The sequence below is a fragment of the Methanoculleus sp. genome (genome assembly GCF_030019085.1).
Taxonomy (GTDB): domain Archaea; phylum Halobacteriota; class Methanomicrobia; order Methanomicrobiales; family Methanoculleaceae; genus Methanoculleus.
Map to the genome: position 1 here is coordinate 52,403 of NZ_JASEFJ010000008.1, position 16,724 is coordinate 69,126.

Consider the following 16,724-nt stretch of genomic DNA (forward strand, 5'->3'; position numbering starts at 1 on the left):
GTGTTCCAGGATCGGGCCACTCTCCCACGCCCCACACCCTTCAGGGTGATCTTTCTTGCCGTATCGTTCTGTCTGATTGCGTATTTTCTCGTGGTCATTGTTGGCCTGGTGTTCTATCCGCCTTTTCCGGCTCTGGTTGAGAGCCTGCGATCCCGGGAGATCCTGTTTGCTGTTGAACTCTCGCTCGTTACGTCGGTGGTCTCCACCGCCCTTTGCGTTGTCGCCGCCGTGCCTGTCGCCTATTCGTTAGCCCGGTTCTCGTTCCCTGGCAGAGGGTTAGTAAACACCCTCTTTAACGTCCCGCTTGCCCTGCCGCCGCTCGTCGCGGGTGTGGCGTTGCTCATCTTCTACGGCCCATCGACGTTCGGCAAGACGCTCTCGGCTTTCGGTCTCGATATAGTCTACACCCCGGTCGGGATCGTTGTTGCCCAGTTCTTTGTCAATCTCCCCTACTTGGTCAGGGTCGCTCGTTCGGCCTTCGAGACGATCAACCCGCGTTTCGAGCACGTTGCCCGGACGCTCGGGTGCACCGAGTGGGGCGCGTTCTGTCAGGTAACTCTCCCCCTCGCCAGAAACGGTCTGATCGCCGGGCTGGTCATTACCTGGTCGAAGGCTATCGGTGAGTTTGGAGCTGTCATGATGCTTGGGGGAGCTACCCGGATGAAGACCGAGACCCTGCCCATCGCGCTCTTCCTGAACATGTCAACGGGCGACCTCGATCTTGCCATAGCCGCGTCTGTCATCCTGATAATCATATCGGTGATCTCGTTTGCGGTCTTCGAACACTACAGCGGTGGACGGGGGTTGTTCTAGGTGCTCAGGATCACGGGGCTCACCAAACGTCTTGGGGACTTTGTCCTCGACGGTGTGGACCTGACAGTTGCCGACGGAGAATACTTCATCATCCTTGGGCCTACCGGCGCAGGAAAGACCATACTCCTCGAGACGCTGGCGGGGATATACACAGCGGACGACGGAACGATAGCGCTGGATGGCCGTGACATCACCCGCACCGACCCGAAAGATCGGGGGATTGGCATGGTTTACCAGGATTATATGCTCTTTCCCCACCTTACCGTCGGGGAGAATATCGGGTTTGGTCTCCGGCAGCGGAAGGTCGATCCCGCCCGTATAAGGGGGAAGGTGCAGGAGATCGCCGCCCTTCTCGGGATCGAGCATCTCATTTCCCGCGCTCCGGGGACGCTCTCAGGCGGGGAGCAGCAGCGGGCGGCGATCGCCCGGGCGCTCGTTCTCAGGCCTCACGTTCTCCTCCTGGATGAACCACTCTCGGCGCTCGATACCTCCACCCGGGACAGACTCCGGAGGGAACTGAGGTCGATCTGCCGGGCGACGAGAACAACGGTCATCCACATAACCCATCACTTTGAGGATATATTCGCCCTCGCCGACCGCGTGGCGGTGATGGAGGAGGGGAGGGTTGTCCAGGTTGGTACCCCCGATGAGGTATTCCGGAAACCTGCCACCGAATTTGTTGCCGCCTTCACCGGGATGGAGAACGTATATTGCGGGGTTTCAAAAGTTCTGAACGGCGAGGCGACGATCGATCTCGGCGGGATCACCGTCCGGACGGTCAGCGAGATCGAGGGTGAAGTCTGTGTCGGTATCCGGCCGGAGGAGGTGATCTTATCCCGTGAACCCTTTGAGTCAAGCGCCTCAAACACCTTCCCCGGCACGGTGACCGAGATCCAGAGAAACGGCACTTTTTCAAGGGTCTTCGTCGATGCAGGGGTTCCTTTCGTTGCCGTCCTGGCACCGCAGAGCGTCGAGCGTCTGCGACTGGCCGAGCGGGGACTGGTTCATGTCACATTCAAGGCCTCGGCTGTTCATGTATTTCTGCGGTAAGAGCAGATGTCCCGTCCCGACCACAGGAGTGACCAAATGGAAAAATCCGATGAGATAACCGATGAACTACCCTGTCGCGTGAGGAGCCATAGGAGGTATCCGCCGGGATTATGCCTGGCATCCCGGTGGACGGCGTCGAGATGCTATCACCTCCCATGCGGCCGTCCGTGATGAAGCCCCTGGCCAGGGTGCACAGGGTGAAAAAGCAGAGTGAAGGCGGGATGAGCCCGCCACACTTATAACTTCTTGAACCGGCTCTTTGGCGCGCCGCACCTGGGACATTTCCAGGTCTCGGGCAGGTCTTCAAAGGCTGTGCCGGGTTTAACACCGTGTTCAGGGTCGCCGAGAGCGGGGTTGTAGACGTAGCCGCACTGTGTGCACTTGTATGAATCCATCGCTTCATCACCTCACTCCCCGCCGACCGGCCGGACGGCAGGGTATAAGATCTCGTTTACTTCCGCATCAGGATAAGTGCTCCGGTCATGATAGTGGGAAGGGAAGTTCCTTTCCCGTGCAGCCGTCGAGGACGATCGAACGCTCACCGCGCTCTGATGCAAATCTGATCACGTAGACCGGGTAATAGATCGTCTCAAACTCGATGATCTCGGCCGTTGGTTCAAGCCCTTTCAGGATCGTCCGGAGCGACGACTCCGTGACTCTTGCCTCCAGGCTCTCACCCCGTAGAGGCTCCATAGGGAGGTTACAGGCTCCGGCCTGGAGGGATGAGAGTAGTGGGACGTCCTCTGCCAGCAGTGGTACGTAGACCGTGGTCTCGCCAACTGTCTTCACCTCTGTTATGAGTTTCGCATCCGAAAGGCTCTTTATCGCTTTCTTCACTGCGGCTGGCGGAAGATGGGTCTCGGCCTCGATCTCGACGAGCGTCGAGCCTCCGTTTGCAAGCCCGGTAACAACCCTGACTGCGGCCTCATCGAGCCCCAGGAGTTCTGAGAACCCTCGCCTGACCTTCAATCCGCGGTCAATCTCGACGATGCAGCCGGTGTAGCCATCGATGACAAAAGACGCTGTCTTTGTGGTCTTCCGCAGAAGTCCACCGATGTAGCGGACATTTACCAGATGTAGCGGCCGGTAGACCTGCTCCGCCGAGACTATCCTTTCTTCGGGTTCCAGAATCCTGAATCGGCGTTTCCTTTTCTCCCTGGCGATATCGAGCGCCTCCTCCCGAATCAGCACAGGTATAACCGCGTTCCTGGCGATGGGGTGCTCCACTACCGGTGGCACCGCTGGCTCCTGCCGCGGGTTGCCGCCACAGGGCTCGGCTCTGGGCCGTTCTCCCGGCCGAAGCGGCTGCGCCGGCATCAGTCTTGGCGTCTGCCCTCCGTGCCTGCAGATCCGATCCCGAAATCGCATCTTCACCTTTCTGTGAGAGATCCCGCCCATCACAAAAAACTCTCCTGGCTCGAGTTCTGCGAGTTCTGCGACCTCCCTGTGGGACGAGAAGAAGAGGCTGACCGCTTTCAGATCGTTTTCTATCGAGAGTTTCCCGATGATCTGGTTGTTGCACTGGGAAAGGACGTTTTTTGTCACGAGCGACGGTCGCTGGGTTGCGACCAGCAACCCGAGCCCCCTCTTCCTCCCACGGCGGGAGATCTCCTCGATCTGCTTGATGGCATCCCCTGACTGCGGGATGAATTTGTCTGCTTCCTCCAGGATCAGAAGGAACGGTTTCCTCAGCGTGCTCTCCAGGTCGTAGAGAACCTCCGCGAGTCTGGCCACGTTCTCTCGCATATCGCTCTCCGAGACATCGAAGATCACCGCAGTTCTGGAACAGATCGCCTGCTGCATAACGTCCCGGAGGTTCGCCCGCTCGATATCCACGTCACAACCCTCGCCCGAACCGATCCGGATGATGGAGAACCGTTCCGCAAGCGAGGAGTACTCCCCCTCCGTGTCTACGAGGCAGAACCCGATCCTCGCCTGCAGGAGCTGTTCGCAGATCACCGCAATGCCCCAGCTCTTCCCGGCACCAGACTGCGCTATGATGCACGTCCTGCCAGTGACGAGTTCCTGGGCGTCGACGGCGACGTCACGGTCGCCGTCATTACCGATCACCAGCTCCATCCGTTCAAAGAACTAACAGGGTGGCCGGTGCTTTAACGCTTCCTCTTCGGATCAGGGGGTCGGTTCAGGCAAATTTGAGGAACTTCTTTCAAGTTCTGTTCCTGGAGAGCGAGAGAAAGACCCCGAAGACCGATAGGGCCGTAAACGCCAGGAAGATCAGCCGCAGACTTGCCAGGAACTCCGGAAACACTTCCGGAGTGACCGTCGTCGACCCCATGAGAACCGCAAAGACAACCAGGACGGCCCCCATGCTCAGCATCATCCCGAGCGAACGCATCGTCGCCACCATCGCTGATGCGCTCCCGTAGAACTGCTTCTCCACGCTCCCCATGATAGCGGTGGTGTTGGGGGAAGAGAACAACCCGACCCCGGTCCCCACCAGGAACAGGAGGACGAGGACGGCTGTGATCTGTGTCGTCTCGCTGAGCAGCGAGAGCCCGAAGAGCCCAACGGCAGCAACCGCCATCCCAGCTGAGGCTATAAGCCCTGGCTCCACCCGGTCGGCCAGTCGTCCTGCTACAGGGGCGACGAAGACCTGGACGATTGGTTGTATCAGGAGGAGCATGCCTGCGGCGGCGGGTTCGTAGCCCCGGATATACTGGAGGTAAAGGGAGAGGAGGAACGCGACCGCATACGTTGCGCTGTAGTTGATCAGGGCGGCAGTGTTCGAGGCTGCAAAGACCCGGTTCTTCTGGAGCAGCGAGACCGGCAAAAGGGGATCCGGCCGGTGCTGCTCCACCCGGAAGAAGACCACGCCGAGCACCAGCGATACCGTAAGGAGTACCAGACCGGAGGGGGTGGTGATCCAGGCCAGGCCCAGGAAGAGGCAGAGGATCAGGGTGGAGGAGAGGATCAACCCCGGGACGTCAAAGTGTTTCTGCTGCCGTTCGTTCAAGAAAGCCGGGAACCACCTTGCATAGAAGACGACCGGGACTGCAAGGAGGGCGGTCACGATGAAGATGCTCCGCCACCCAAAGAACTGGGTCAGGACTCCGCCGAGGAACGGCCCGAAAGAGAGCCCGGCGTATACAGCGGTGGTGTTGATCCCGATCGCGTATCCCCGTCTGCCTGGCGGGAAGAGGCTTGATATCAGGGCCACGCTGGTCGCGTTGATCATCGCCCCGCCCATCCCCTGCACGAACCGGAAGAGGAGGAGCAGGTTCATCGAGGACGTGAATATGGAGAGGATTGACCCGACGGCGTAGACGACGATCCCGATCAGAAATATACTGACCCTCCCTCGTGAGTCACCGAGTTTTCCCGCCGGAAGGAGGAATATGACCGATGCAAGGAGATAGGCGCTGGAGACCCAGGCCAGCGTGGCTGCATCGGCAGAGAACTCGGTGCCGATTACGGGCAGGGCGAGGTTGATCGCGGAGGCCGTGAAGGGGTTTATGAACGAGGCGACTGTGACCAGTGCAAGGATGACCCCCTGTGAATAAGTTCGTTCTCCCCCCTCTTTCACGTCTATCCTCTATGCCTCAAGGCTATGTGCGGTAATAACGTTCGCGCTGAGTGCAGATAAGGGCATTGCCAGTCTTCGGTGGACTACTTTTAGGATCACGACAAGATAGATGAACATGCGCGCCCCACCCCCGGCGAGCCAGCGGGATCTCCGCTGGACCTCAATCCGGCTCATCATGCTGCTAGGTGTGGCAAGCCTGTTCGGGAGCCTGATATCTAACGGCGCCAGGAGCGTTACCGGTCCCTATCTTCTCCTGCTCGGGGGAGCGCAACTGTTGTCGGGCTGGTTGCCGGGGCCGGCGAGTTTATCGGCTACGCCCTGCGGGCGGCCACAGGTGCCTACCCTGGCCGTAACCACCGATACTGGAAGGTAGCGATTGCCGGGTACTGTATGCTGGCCGCCATCCCTATTCTTGCGTTCGCCGGTAACCGGGAGATGGCGGCAGCCCTCATTATAGTCAAGCGGATCGGGAAGGCCATCAGGACACCAGCGCGTGACACGATCCTCTCCTATGCGACTATGGCCGTCGGGAGGGGGTGGGGGTTCGGAGATGCGCTCGATCAGGTCGGTGCGGTCGCGGGCCCCCCGGTCATCTTAGCCGCTTTGGTAGTCACCGGCGGTTATATGGATGGATTCCTGGTTCTGGCCATACCTCTCATAGGCGTCGCGGTTGCTCTCTTCCTGGCCTGGTCGGCGGTCCCGTCACCACGGTTCCTGGAAGTGGCGGAAAAGCGGGGAGACTACACCCCTTCGATCCTGCCCTATGCCACCTTCATATTCCTGGGAATGGCCGGGTTTGCCACTTTCCCGCTCGTGTCATTCCACCTTAAAGCCCAGGCGATCGTCTCCGACGCCGCTATCCCACTATTCTATGCGGGTGCGATGGTGGTCTCTGTTTTTGTGGCGCTGCTATTCGGTCGGGTCTTCGATCGTCTCGGTAGCCATATTCTTCTTGCAATCCCCATCATCAGCCTTGCAACGGATCTTCTCGCTTTCTCGGCCGATCCGCGTATAGTGGTTGCCGGATCGTTCGTCTGGGGGGCCGGGATCGGGATCTTCGAGCCCGTTCTACGGGCTTCGATCGCAGAGTCCACGAGCCTTGAGCGGAGGGGGAGGTCTACGGCACTATAACTGCGGTCTACGGGACGGCGTGGTTTGTTGGGAGCGCCTTGATGGGTGTTCTCTACGATCTGTCGTTCGGGCACATCGTCACCTATGTTGTTCTGGTCGAGGCCGCGGCGCTGGTGGCCTACCTCTGGTTGTACCGCTCAAGGATCCCGATCAGGCCGGGGGAAGGGCGGGGATATCGTCTCGTAATTCTTGGGGCTTTACTGATGGAGTGCACCGCCGATTGCGCCACCGATCAGGGAGAGGATGCCCTGGTATATGAAAGATATCAGGACGATTAGGAACGACGTTCCGAGACCCGCGATGAACCCGAACACCCCGAAGAGAACCGTGCCCCCGATCAATATAAGCAGCGATATGACGATGGCGCCAAGAAGCCCTGCAACTAACCCGGCTTTTGCCCCGTTCCAGATCCCGCCACGCACCAACCACCCGGCGACGAATCCGCCAGCTAGCGTCCCGAGTACGGGCAAGAGGAACCCTAGAAGAACCCCGACGAGCCACCCGACGATGACTCCTGTCCAGAAGTTATCTGCCATCTCTTTTTACTCACCGCTGAGTGTTCGAGAGAGAGGTATATATCTCTTGAGGCGGATTCAGGATCGTGGGGTCAAGTGTTCCCTGATTTTCAGTCTGGGGGTAACTGCCTTACCCCCTACAGGAGGGCGCCGGGGGGATGGAAACCTTCTCTGTCTCAGACGACCCGGTTCGGCAGGTTTCAACCGCTGAAATGGTCGTCTTCACAGATTGTAAACCCTGGAAGAGTAACCTTCAGGGTGGAGACAGACTAAACCAGTCGTTGGCTTCTGGTCCGTGGAGGAAAGATACGCTACAAACGCGGTGTCCTGACTTCGCCGTATAACGTTATTCCGCCCGTGACTGTAAAACCACAATTGTTATCTACGAGAGGGGTGATCGAGACTTGAGGGTTGTTCACCCGGTAACAGGGAGGTGTTTCAAACGAGGATCAAACGTTATAAACCCCCGATCTCGGCGACCGCAAAGCCTTTCAGGGTTGTGCGGCGTTTGCGGTCCAACCCTACCTACACCCCGCTCATGACGGGTCCGGTTGTGAACGCTGCCGTGCTTGCTGCCCTCTCGGCTACATCGGCCATGTCGGGGTTGACGTTGGGTATCTGCATGCGCCTTGTGGGGCTTTGAGGGCGCCTGTTCATCTGTGTAACCTTTTTTGAGGGTTACAGCCCTGGTCAGGCTGGTTGTGTGGCAATCAGCGCCTGCTCATTGACTCTTTGCAGAGTTCTTCCCCATCATAACAGGATGGTCTTTACCTTTTCCCGGGGAGCGAAGGGTTGTGCACCCGACAACCTTGACTGGGTTGTCGCTGGCGCGGGGTTTGACTCATTTCCTTCAGGGGTAAAAGGGATATCATGCTACTGCGTAGAGATAATGCTTACGCAAGATCAGGCGGTGACCGATGGAAGGGGCCGATATAATCGAGGTGGTGGGCCTTGAACATACGTTTGGTGAGGTAGAGGCGGTGCGGGGGATCAGTTTCACTGTCAAAGAAGGCGAGATATTCTCCTTTCTCGGTCCAAACGGTGCGGGAAAGAGTACCACTATCAACATACTTATAACCCTTCTCCCACTTCAGAGGGGGAGGGTGCGGGTTGCCGGTCACGACGTCGCCAGGGAACCCCGGAGGGTCAGGGAGGTTATCGGTATAGTTTTCCAGGACGAGGTGCTCGACCGCGACCTCACCGTCTGGGAGACGATGGAGTTTCACGGCCGCCTCTATGGTATCCCCCGCGACGAACGGCGCAGGCGGATTGATGACCTTCTTGTGGTCGTGGAACTCGACGCCAGACGGAATGAGCGGACAAAGAACCTCTCCGGCGGCATGAAACGTCGTCTTCAGATCGCCCGCGGGCTCCTGACCCGGCCGGAGGTGCTCTTCCTGGACGAACCAACTCTGGGGCTCGATCCCCAGACACGGATGAGGATATGGGACTACATAAGGCAGGTGAATCAGGCAGGAACGACGATATTCCTGACAACCCACTACATGGAGGAGGCCGATATGCTCTCCGACAGGATCAGCATCATCGACCATGGCAGGATTGTCGTCTCCGGCACCCCGGATGAACTGAAGAACACCCTGGGGGAGGACGTCGTTTATCTTGAGACAGAGGATGATGAGAGGGCTCGTGAGTTTCTTCTGGGGGTGGAGGACGTCCGATCGGTCACCAGGTCACCCCGTGGTCTCTCGGTTGCGATCTCGGTCGATGGCGGTCACGCTCTCCCCCGGATCATCGATCGGCTGCGTGGGGTCGGGATCGAGATAGTGAGCGTGAACCTGAAAAAACCGACTATGGACGATGTCTTTGTTCACTATACCGGCAGGGAACTGCGCGACGGGAGAGGGTGAGCGGATATGGCGTGGGAGTTTCTTACCGTCTACTGGCGGGAGATGATCAGGTTTGTCCGGTTCAGGACGCAGCTCTTCTCATCACTCCTGCAACCAGCTATCTGGATGGCTTTCTTCGGGATCGCGATGTCCTCAAACCTCGACCGGTTCGCATCCTCCATACCTGTCCCGGCGGGGGTTATTCAGGTCGATTACCTCACCTTCATGGCCGCCGGGGTGATCGCGATGACCACTCTCTTTACGAGCCTCTACGGGGGGATGAGCCTCCTGTTCGATAAGAACTGGGGGCTAATGCGGGAGATGCTCGCAAGCCCCATGCCAAGGACACACATCATGCTCGGAGTCAGCCTCTCGGGGATGACGAAGTCGTTCATCCAGGCGGGTATCATCATGGTCTTCGGGCTCCTCCTCGGGGTTCGTTTCTTCCCCGGGTTTTCGGCCCCCCGGATAGCCCTCTCGGTAATTGGTGTGTTTGTGTTCCTGGGTGCGTTCTCGCTTGGTTTTCTCCTCCTCTCCTCCAACATCTCGATGCGGCTTGAAAGCCCCGAGGGTATGCAGGGGATCATGACTCTCCTCTCACTGCCGCTCTTCTTCGTCTCAAACGCCCTCTACCCCATCCAGGCGTTCCCGCCGTTTTTGCAGGTTCTCTCGACCTATAACCCGCTTACCCATCTCGTTACCGGGATCCGCTACTTTGCTCTTGGAAACGATTTCTTCGCTGTCGGCGCTCATTACACCATCACAACAGCAGAGGTCCTCACCTCTTTTGCGTACCTGACAGTCTTTGCGGCTGTGATGTACCTCCTTGCCCGGAGGGCGTTTGAGAGGGCGGTTGTGGCGTGAGAGTAACTTGCTCACCCCCCGGCGGATCAGCACCCCCATCATGGTCGTGGTGTAGCAGTGTTTAAGTATGGATCCGACCAAACCCCAGTTGATGACAGCCTTGCAGACATATCGTTGCTCGATATGCGGCCATATCTACGATCCGAAGGTCGGGGATGTGGATGCACCGCCGGGAACCGCGTTTGAAGACCTCCCTGATGACTGGCACTGTCCTGTCTGTCTTGCTGAGAAGAGCAAGTTCAGCGTATTTTCGTCGCCTCTCGGGCGCCTCGGGCTCTGAGCGGTCAGGCCGCTTGCACACCATCCATTGCCTGGTGGGCAGGAGCGTGTTGCCTACAGGCGGATCCGCCCGAGCAGGCCGACCCGTGGTTTCTCCACCTGCACTCTTTTTTCAGGAGGATTGTATAAAGCCAAACTCATTTTGGGCGAAAATTATCCCTGCCGAGCGTCTTACCAGGTATACATGCAAGAGGTGACCATGAAACTGAAAGACACGGGTATCAACCGATCATCTGCATTAACCCCCCACCCCTCTCTGAATCTCACTTTGCGAAACCTTACCCTCACCTACCCCGGGCATTGCGGCAGATATTCTGCTCCCGGAGCACCACGGTTCAGCAACTCCACATAAAGCAAAGGATCCCTTTCTACACCTCGGGGGCGGGGGCAGAAACAGGATCTCGGTGATGGGGTTGTGTTGACACAGGAGAACCTCCAGGGCAGCTTATCGATGGAAAATCACCCCCTGTCTCCTGTCTTGATGTGTTACCGGGACACTCTATTTTCGGGCAGGTAGGTGAACACCCCCACCACCCGGCTGCTCACGCGGCCTCCTCCCCGCCACCTACGAGGGGGGCGGGCAGTGATCGGCGATAGACCCGGATGGCCGTGCCAGATAGGTTTTCACTGTGATACTGTGGATGCACTCCCGGACACTGTATCCATGGAGAATCGCCCCTCCGGGAGGGGCTGACGGGGAGGGGGCGGAACGCCCCAGCCCATGTCTCCTGCATCTTAGGTCGAACAGTATTCGCTGACCACTCCCACCACCCGGCAAGGCCGTGCATGGGTCTTCTCTCCAGAGTCTCTCCCGTCTTTCTGGCAATTGCCCGCCGACAAAGCAGATGATACACATTTTTCACGGTTTTAAACTACCAGGATCTAATATCAGGCCCCAGAGCAAGTGTACTTTTGCAAGGGGAGCGATCTTTGAGCCTTGAAGTGCGGATATAACGGCAAAATAAGGCTGAAGATCCAGGTAGTTTTGGAGGGGGCTAATTTTCATACAATAGACGATCCCCCTTTCGTTTTCGCCACATTTGTCATCCTGAGGCCGTGGCTTCGTACCCGTGGTGTCCGGGGTGCTGGGTAGGTGTACCTCACAAGGGAGCCTGCGCTGTTGCCGGCCCCGGATCGGATCGTGTTTGTCCGATGTGATCTCCACTACGGTTTCGGAAAAGGCCCTCCATCCTAAGAAAGTTTGGATGTGATTGATTACGCCCAATCCACACCTACTCTTATTGAAGAGCAGATTGAACCGGTTACCCTGTGTCAATAGGGTTGGTGGAGCAAAAAAGTGGCATGGAGGTGGGATCGGGCAGGTGCCAGTCCTGCGTCTCTCTCGAGTTCGCATCCCCAGGGACGTTCCTTTCCCCCTCCCGTTACCGGGAGCCACTTGAAGCGTGAGAATAACAATCATATCTCCGCACGAGAAACTATCCGGTATCGAAGACGAACCTCTCTGGAAAGGCACCAGAGATTGAAAGACCCCACGCTGGCCCTGCCTCTCGTTCGTGGGTCGTTTAAGTCAGCCCCTAAATTTGCCGTATGAGACACCAGGGATGTAGAAAAGATCTCAGCAGGAGAATCGAGGATTACCTTGAGGCCATCCTCAACGTCACTCTGGAGAAAGGTTACGCCCGTACGAAGGACGTTGCGCGCGAGATGGACGTCAGTCCATCTACCGTTGTGGAGATGTTTCGAAAGCTTGCCCATGCGGGTCTTGTTGAATACCGACGTTACGAGGGGGTGGTTCTCCTCCCTGCGGGCCGTGAAGTTGCCGAAGCGGTCAAGTTCCGACACGATACCTTGAAGGAGTTCCTGAAGGCCATCCACGTCCCTGAGACGATCGCCAACACCGATGCCTGTTACATGGAGCACGAACTCCACCCAACGACGATCTGCCAGATTCGGTTGCTCGTAGAAGAACTCAAGTCTGATCCAGAGATCTGCGAGCGTATACGGAATAACAGGTCATTGTGGGAGCGAAGGTCCGTATGACCATCGTTGCAGCAGTGATTGTGGTCTACCTCGTCGTGAACCTCGTCGCATTCATCGCCTACTACCGCGATAAGCGGCAGGCAAAAAGGTCGGCGTGGAGGACATCTGAGAAACGTCTGCTCACTCTCGCGTTTTTTGGGCCGTTTGGTGCTTTTGTCGCGATGAGGGTGTTCCGGCACAAAACGCAGAAGTGGGTCTTTCGGCTGGTCCCCCTTTTTCTATCTTTTCATCTCCTGTTCATTGCTGTGCTTATAGCAGGTCTCCGGTAATCCTCTGGCTTCGGAAGGTGCTTACATAAACAGCAAAGTTAAATCAATTCCTCTACACACACTAACCGCATGGTCTATGAGTATGGACCGCCCTCCCGCTCTCTGGAAGAGGTTCTCGCCGTGGTTGGGGATTGGCTCACGCGCCGCTACTGTCTTGAGTATATCCCTTTACACCGTCGCTCGGCCCGGCGGTCCCGCAGACTCCGGAGGATACGGGCCTGGAGCATTGCAACCGCCCGCATGAGAGATGAGTTTGAGGTGGTGAGGTATGAGACCCTTCCCAGCATCGAGCACGATACGGGGTATGTATTCAGGTCTCCGGCGACGCTGGCGTGGATCCTTGTCAACCCCTCCGTCGGCCGTATTTTTTCGGATATCCTCGCCGGGTTTGATGAAGATGTTCTTCCGGTCAGGGCAAACGACCTTGCTAGGCTTGCAAACGTCTCCACCGACATGCAGGCTCTCGCCCTCATCGGGGATGTCACCCTGAGGCTGAAGGTCTTACCGGCGAGGAAGGTGAGGTCGGAGGAACTCGCGGCACTCTGCGATCGTTGGTCCCTCTACGAGAACCTGATCGGTGGCGGGAATCACCGTCGCCCCACAGTGGAGACCCTCGAACGGGAGAAGGCAGCCCTCGCCCTGGCCGTCCTCGGCCTCATCTATACCGAGGGTGGTGATGATGCGTTGCGGGCGGTGGCGTCGCTGCTCGCCTGAGAATATGACGGGTGATTGCAAGTTGCAGGAAGGTTTCAATACCTGGCGCGTCGTAGAAACAGCATGAGCTTACTCACCGGGCTCATCGCCCTTATACTGGTGATCGCCGTTGCGTTCGTCCTCTACAGACTGCTAAAGAGCGTAAAGGGGCTGATCATAAACGCTGTCGTTGGAGTGGTCCTGCTCTGGATTATCAATCTTGTCGGCCTGATGGGTATGGTTGGCCGGCCTGATATCCCGATCAATGTAATCACCGTTCTGATCTGCGCTATAGGCGGGGTATTTGGTGTCATCATTACGCTGGTGCTTCACCTCCTCGGGTTCCCTCTGACCATCTGAGGCGGGTGGCGAGGTCTTACGCACCAGGGTGATAGAGTGGAGGGCGTGCGGAATTATCATAACACCCTGGCGATAATATCCCACGGCTATGGAGGAGTACGGGCCCGGCATACTCGGCGAAGTGCGTTTATCCCGCCAGGACGGCGGCTACTACGTGGAACTCTACGACAGTGAGGGTAATCCGGTCGGAAGGACGGGTCTCTGGAGGACGGAGGCGAAGGCAAGAGAGGCAGCCCGGCGACTCGCGGCAAGACGTGGCAGGGCGTGACTGGATCATGCCCATCCCGGCTGCTTCTCGGCGGAGCGGACGAGCCCGGTGATGCATCTGTTGTAAGGGGTCTCGAAACCATGCCTCTCCCCTGCGATCGCGATATACCCGTTGAGGAGGTCGATCTCTGTCCTGTGGCCCTGCTGGAGGTCGTAGTACATGGAGGGGTAGACCGTGGCGAAGTCAGGGACCTGCACGCCGAACAGGTATGCAAGGTAGTCCTCAGGGGTCGCCCAGGGCAGTCTTACCCCTTCAGCGCCAGCGACGGCAAAGGTCTCCCGGATCAGGCCAGAGATAATCTCTCGCAGGTTCGGATCGGCGGCAACCCCGACAGGCGCGCGGAGAAGGGCAGAGATCGGGTTTACCGCAATGTTGAGGAGAGCTTTTGCCCACTTGCCTGCACGGATATCTTGTTCAACCTCGACCGGGATGGAGGCAGATCGTATCAGGGTGATCAGGCGGTCGAGGGCGCGTGTGGCGTCTTCGCCGCCGGACCAGATCCCGAGGCGCATCGGGGCGCTCTCGCTAAGGACGCGGACATGCCCCGGGCCACACACCGAGAAGTTTGTCGTCACCGTTCCGCCGATGACAGTCCCGGTATACTCCGCAATGATCTCTTCGTTCCCGATGCCGTTCTGGAGGGTTACCGTCGGTCTGCCCTGGATCACTCCGGCATACTCCTCGCAGACCGTCCTGGTATCGGTGCCCTTTGAGGTTATGATGACAAAGTCAATAGAATCGGGAAGATCCTCTGGCCCCATAACGCAGTCGATACCCCGGACGGTGCGGTCTCCCCAGACCCCTTCCATCACCAGTCCCCGTTCCATGATTGCACTGGCATGAACCCGGCGGCAGGCCGCGTAGACTGTCGCAACGCCGGAGAGTTTCCCGGCGAGTGAGAGCCCAACCGCCCCTGCGCCAAGGATCAGAATGGTGGGCTGCTGTAGCGGTTCCATCTGCATGGATTTATCTCACGGAAACAGATAAGGTTGCGCCACCGTTGTGGGGGTCGCCAGAAAACCGTTACCAAACGTTTTTTCATCCAGGGTGTTGAGATAACTACCTGTATGAAATATGTCACCAAGGCCAACGGCAGCAGGCAGCCGTTTGACCGTGGAAAGGTGCAACGGACGCTCCAGAAGATGGGTGTTGGGGTGGAGGATGCCGAAAGGATCGCCCGCGAGATTGAGGAGTCTGTGCCCGACGGCGTAAAGACCTCAGCAGTCCTCCAGATGATCCGTGCCCGCGCAACTGCCGTCCGACCGGCCGTCGCCTACCGGACGAACCTGCGGCGAGCACTCGCGCTTCTGCGCTCGAAACCTGAGTTTGAAGATTTTGTGCGGGTTCTCCTCCGGGAGTACGGCTACCAGGTGGATGCAGGGTGCATCCTCCCCGGTCTCTGTGGCGAGCACGAGGTTGATGGCATCGCGCAGAATGACGGCACCAGAGTCTTTATCGAGGTTAAACACCATGCGAGCCCCCATCGGATGACCGGTCTCGACGAAGGTCGGATAGCCCGGGCGATAGTTGAGGATCTGCAGGAGGGGTTCCGGTCGGGGCGGTGCCCGGTCTCGATCGACGGCGCCCTGATAGTCTGTAACACCAAGCTCACCGATCACGCTAAACGGTATGCGAACTGCCGCGGTATAGGACATATCGGCTGGGACTATCCGGAGGAGCAGAACCTGAGATCTATGATCGAGGAGACGCGGTCCTACCCCGTAACGATCGTTGCCGGCGTCAGTCAGTCGACAATTGGCAGACTGGCTGCTGCTGGTTTCGTGACGGCAAAACAGGTCGCCGACGGCGACGCCTCGGTCATAGCCCACCTTTCGGGAGTTCCTCTCAAAGATGTGCTGCTGGTAGCCGGTCGGGCGCGGGCTATCCTCGAGCAGTAAGATAGGGCCGGAGGATGATGGTTCGTATGAAAATGACCCCCGCTTTTCATCCGGTATGCCTGTAGCCCTGACGGGCATCATGTAGTTTTTTTCAGGGCGGGAATACCCCTCAAGTCTTGTTGATAACGCGGATGGGATCTATGGGTTCTTCGAGAGCCAGGAGTTGTTCGTCGGTCGGGTTGATCAGGACAATCTCGGGTTGACAGTTGAATCGGAGATCGACTCCAGCAAGGTCTGCACTGCATATGCCGCGTGAGATGTAGGTCGGTGTTCGGCCATCGGCGTCAAAGAGCCCGGCGAGTTCGATGCTACCGCGATCGTTCAACTGTTTGATGACAGGGAGGAGGAACTGGCCGCCATGGGTGTGTCCGGATAGGATGAGGTCGGCGTCCCAGTCGGCCCTGCAGGAGGGTTCGTGGATCAGGTAGACTGTGAAAGCATCAGTATCTGGCACCGCTGGCGGATCTGCCATCCCGGCCCAACCATCGTCAACCCCGACGATGACGATCTCCTGGTCTTCGAGGGTTATCCGGACATACTCGTTACGGAGGACATGGACACCGTTCTCCTCGAGGGTTGCAATGAGTTCTTCAGCAAACGCGGTATCGGCGGAACCGTCGTTCAGGGCTGAGACGTCGTAGTAGTCGGTGGTGAGTGTGGTCGATGCCCTGGTGGCAAGTGTTCGTTCGAGGCCTGTCGTGCCGTTTGTCCCCACGCGGTAATCATGGTTGCCGAGCACCGCGTAGGTCGGCACATCGAGCAAGCCCCATACCCCCTGTAACGCGAAGTCCTCCTCCTCACCTGTGACAAAATCGCCGCCGATCAGGACAAGGGAGGGTTCCAGCCGGTTGATCTCGGCGATCACCGCCTGAACGTGATCTATGTTTGTGGCCTGGATGTGTGGGTCGGTGATGTAGACGATGCCTTCCGGCGCGCCGTCGATCTCGAGGATGGTAAGATCGATCTCCCGCGCCTCCAGGGTCATGTAGCCGGTCACGGACGACATCATCAAGATAACTACAAGTAACGCTACGTACCGTGTGCCAGGGGCCTTAAACCTCACTGTAGTGTATTTTGATCCTATGAAAATATATAGGATCCGAAATGACCCAGGATAGATTGGTGAAATACCCCGAGCTCTCGGGCGGGGCTTCCTGCTTCATGGACAACACTTGCATCACAGAGATGTGAT

At 58.0% G+C, this 16,724-nt stretch carries 18 protein-coding genes; 12 read left to right on the forward strand and 6 right to left on the reverse strand.

The features are described from left to right. Both QMC91_RS05305 and QMC91_RS05310 read left to right on the forward strand, forming a co-directional pair. Complete coding sequence (locus QMC91_RS05305; protein ID WP_300236407.1) at positions 1-813, forward strand: ABC transporter permease; 813 nt, start codon at positions 1-3, stop codon at positions 811-813. Then, positions 814-1,863, forward strand: coding sequence for an ABC transporter ATP-binding protein (locus QMC91_RS05310; protein WP_300236410.1), 1,050 nt, complete (start codon positions 814-816; stop codon positions 1,861-1,863). A gap of 236 nt (positions 1,864-2,099) precedes the next feature. On the opposite strand, the gene QMC91_RS05315 is transcribed toward QMC91_RS05310, so the two are convergent. The 3 genes from QMC91_RS05315 to QMC91_RS05325 all read right to left on the reverse strand — a co-directional run bounded on the left by QMC91_RS05315 (position 2,100) and on the right by QMC91_RS05325 (position 5,407). Further along, entirely contained in the window at positions 2,100-2,258 is a 159-nt protein-coding gene (locus QMC91_RS05315) for a rubredoxin (RefSeq protein ID WP_300236413.1), read from the reverse strand. 85 nt (positions 2,259-2,343) lie between these two features. Continuing rightward, entirely contained in the window at positions 2,344-3,942 is a 1,599-nt protein-coding gene (locus tag QMC91_RS05320) for a DUF87 domain-containing protein (protein ID WP_300236416.1), read from the reverse strand. Between the two features lie 88 nt (positions 3,943-4,030). Then, the gene (locus QMC91_RS05325; protein ID WP_300236419.1) at positions 4,031-5,407 is read right to left on the reverse strand and encodes an MFS transporter; all 1,377 of its coding nucleotides are present in this window, start codon (positions 5,405-5,407) and stop codon (positions 4,031-4,033) included. A gap of 318 nt (positions 5,408-5,725) precedes the next feature. On the opposite strand from QMC91_RS05325, the gene QMC91_RS05330 reads away from it, so the two are divergent. After that, positions 5,726-6,538, forward strand: a complete 813-nt coding sequence (locus QMC91_RS05330) for an MFS transporter (RefSeq protein WP_366944379.1) — start codon at positions 5,726-5,728, stop codon at positions 6,536-6,538. A 197-nt stretch (positions 6,539-6,735) separates the two neighbouring features. Here QMC91_RS05330 and QMC91_RS05335 read toward each other — a convergent pair whose 3' ends face one another. Then, positions 6,736-7,074, reverse strand: a complete 339-nt coding sequence (locus tag QMC91_RS05335; protein ID WP_300236424.1) for a DUF5518 domain-containing protein — start codon at positions 7,072-7,074, stop codon at positions 6,736-6,738. 896 nt (positions 7,075-7,970) lie between these two features. Between QMC91_RS05335 and QMC91_RS05340 the strand changes: the two genes are divergently transcribed. The 8 genes from QMC91_RS05340 (at position 7,971) to QMC91_RS05375 (ending at position 13,634) form a co-directional block, all read left to right on the forward strand. Then, positions 7,971-8,921: an ATP-binding cassette domain-containing protein gene (locus QMC91_RS05340; RefSeq protein WP_300236427.1), complete on the forward strand. Its 951-nt coding sequence runs from the start codon at positions 7,971-7,973 to the stop codon at positions 8,919-8,921. A 6-nt stretch (positions 8,922-8,927) separates the two neighbouring features. Next, positions 8,928-9,764, forward strand: coding sequence for an ABC transporter permease (locus QMC91_RS05345; protein ID WP_300236431.1), 837 nt, complete (start codon positions 8,928-8,930; stop codon positions 9,762-9,764). Positions 9,765-9,864: 100 nt separating this feature from the next. Further along, the gene (locus tag QMC91_RS05350) at positions 9,865-10,044 is read left to right on the forward strand and encodes a rubredoxin (RefSeq protein WP_300236475.1); all 180 of its coding nucleotides are present in this window, start codon (positions 9,865-9,867) and stop codon (positions 10,042-10,044) included. A 1,547-nt stretch (positions 10,045-11,591) separates the two neighbouring features. Then, entirely contained in the window at positions 11,592-12,044 is a 453-nt protein-coding gene (locus tag QMC91_RS05355) for an iron dependent repressor, metal binding and dimerization domain protein (protein WP_300236434.1), read from the forward strand. Further along, complete coding sequence (locus QMC91_RS05360; RefSeq protein WP_300236437.1) at positions 12,041-12,313, forward strand: DUF1294 domain-containing protein; 273 nt, start codon at positions 12,041-12,043, stop codon at positions 12,311-12,313. Before QMC91_RS05355 ends, QMC91_RS05360 begins: the two co-directional genes overlap by 4 nt. Before the next feature lie 69 nt (positions 12,314-12,382). Further along, the gene (locus QMC91_RS05365) at positions 12,383-13,027 is read left to right on the forward strand and encodes a hypothetical protein (protein WP_300236440.1); all 645 of its coding nucleotides are present in this window, start codon (positions 12,383-12,385) and stop codon (positions 13,025-13,027) included. Between the two features lie 63 nt (positions 13,028-13,090). Next, positions 13,091-13,366, forward strand: a complete 276-nt coding sequence (locus QMC91_RS05370) for a pro-sigmaK processing inhibitor BofA family protein (protein ID WP_300236443.1) — start codon at positions 13,091-13,093, stop codon at positions 13,364-13,366. A gap of 88 nt (positions 13,367-13,454) precedes the next feature. Continuing rightward, complete coding sequence (locus tag QMC91_RS05375) at positions 13,455-13,634, forward strand: hypothetical protein (RefSeq protein WP_300236446.1); 180 nt, start codon at positions 13,455-13,457, stop codon at positions 13,632-13,634. A 5-nt stretch (positions 13,635-13,639) separates the two neighbouring features. On the opposite strand, the gene QMC91_RS05380 is transcribed toward QMC91_RS05375, so the two are convergent. Next, the gene (locus QMC91_RS05380; RefSeq protein ID WP_300236449.1) at positions 13,640-14,596 is read right to left on the reverse strand and encodes a ketopantoate reductase family protein; all 957 of its coding nucleotides are present in this window, start codon (positions 14,594-14,596) and stop codon (positions 13,640-13,642) included. A 105-nt stretch (positions 14,597-14,701) separates the two neighbouring features. Between QMC91_RS05380 and QMC91_RS05385 the strand changes: the two genes are divergently transcribed. Then, complete coding sequence (locus QMC91_RS05385) at positions 14,702-15,532, forward strand: restriction endonuclease (protein ID WP_300236452.1); 831 nt, start codon at positions 14,702-14,704, stop codon at positions 15,530-15,532. 109 nt (positions 15,533-15,641) lie between these two features. On the opposite strand, the gene QMC91_RS05390 is transcribed toward QMC91_RS05385, so the two are convergent. Further along, positions 15,642-16,541 carry a metallophosphoesterase gene (locus tag QMC91_RS05390; RefSeq protein ID WP_300236455.1) on the reverse strand — a complete coding sequence of 300 codons (900 nt, stop codon included), beginning with the start codon at positions 16,539-16,541 and terminating at the stop codon, positions 15,642-15,644. Positions 16,542-16,724 lie beyond the last annotated feature (183 nt).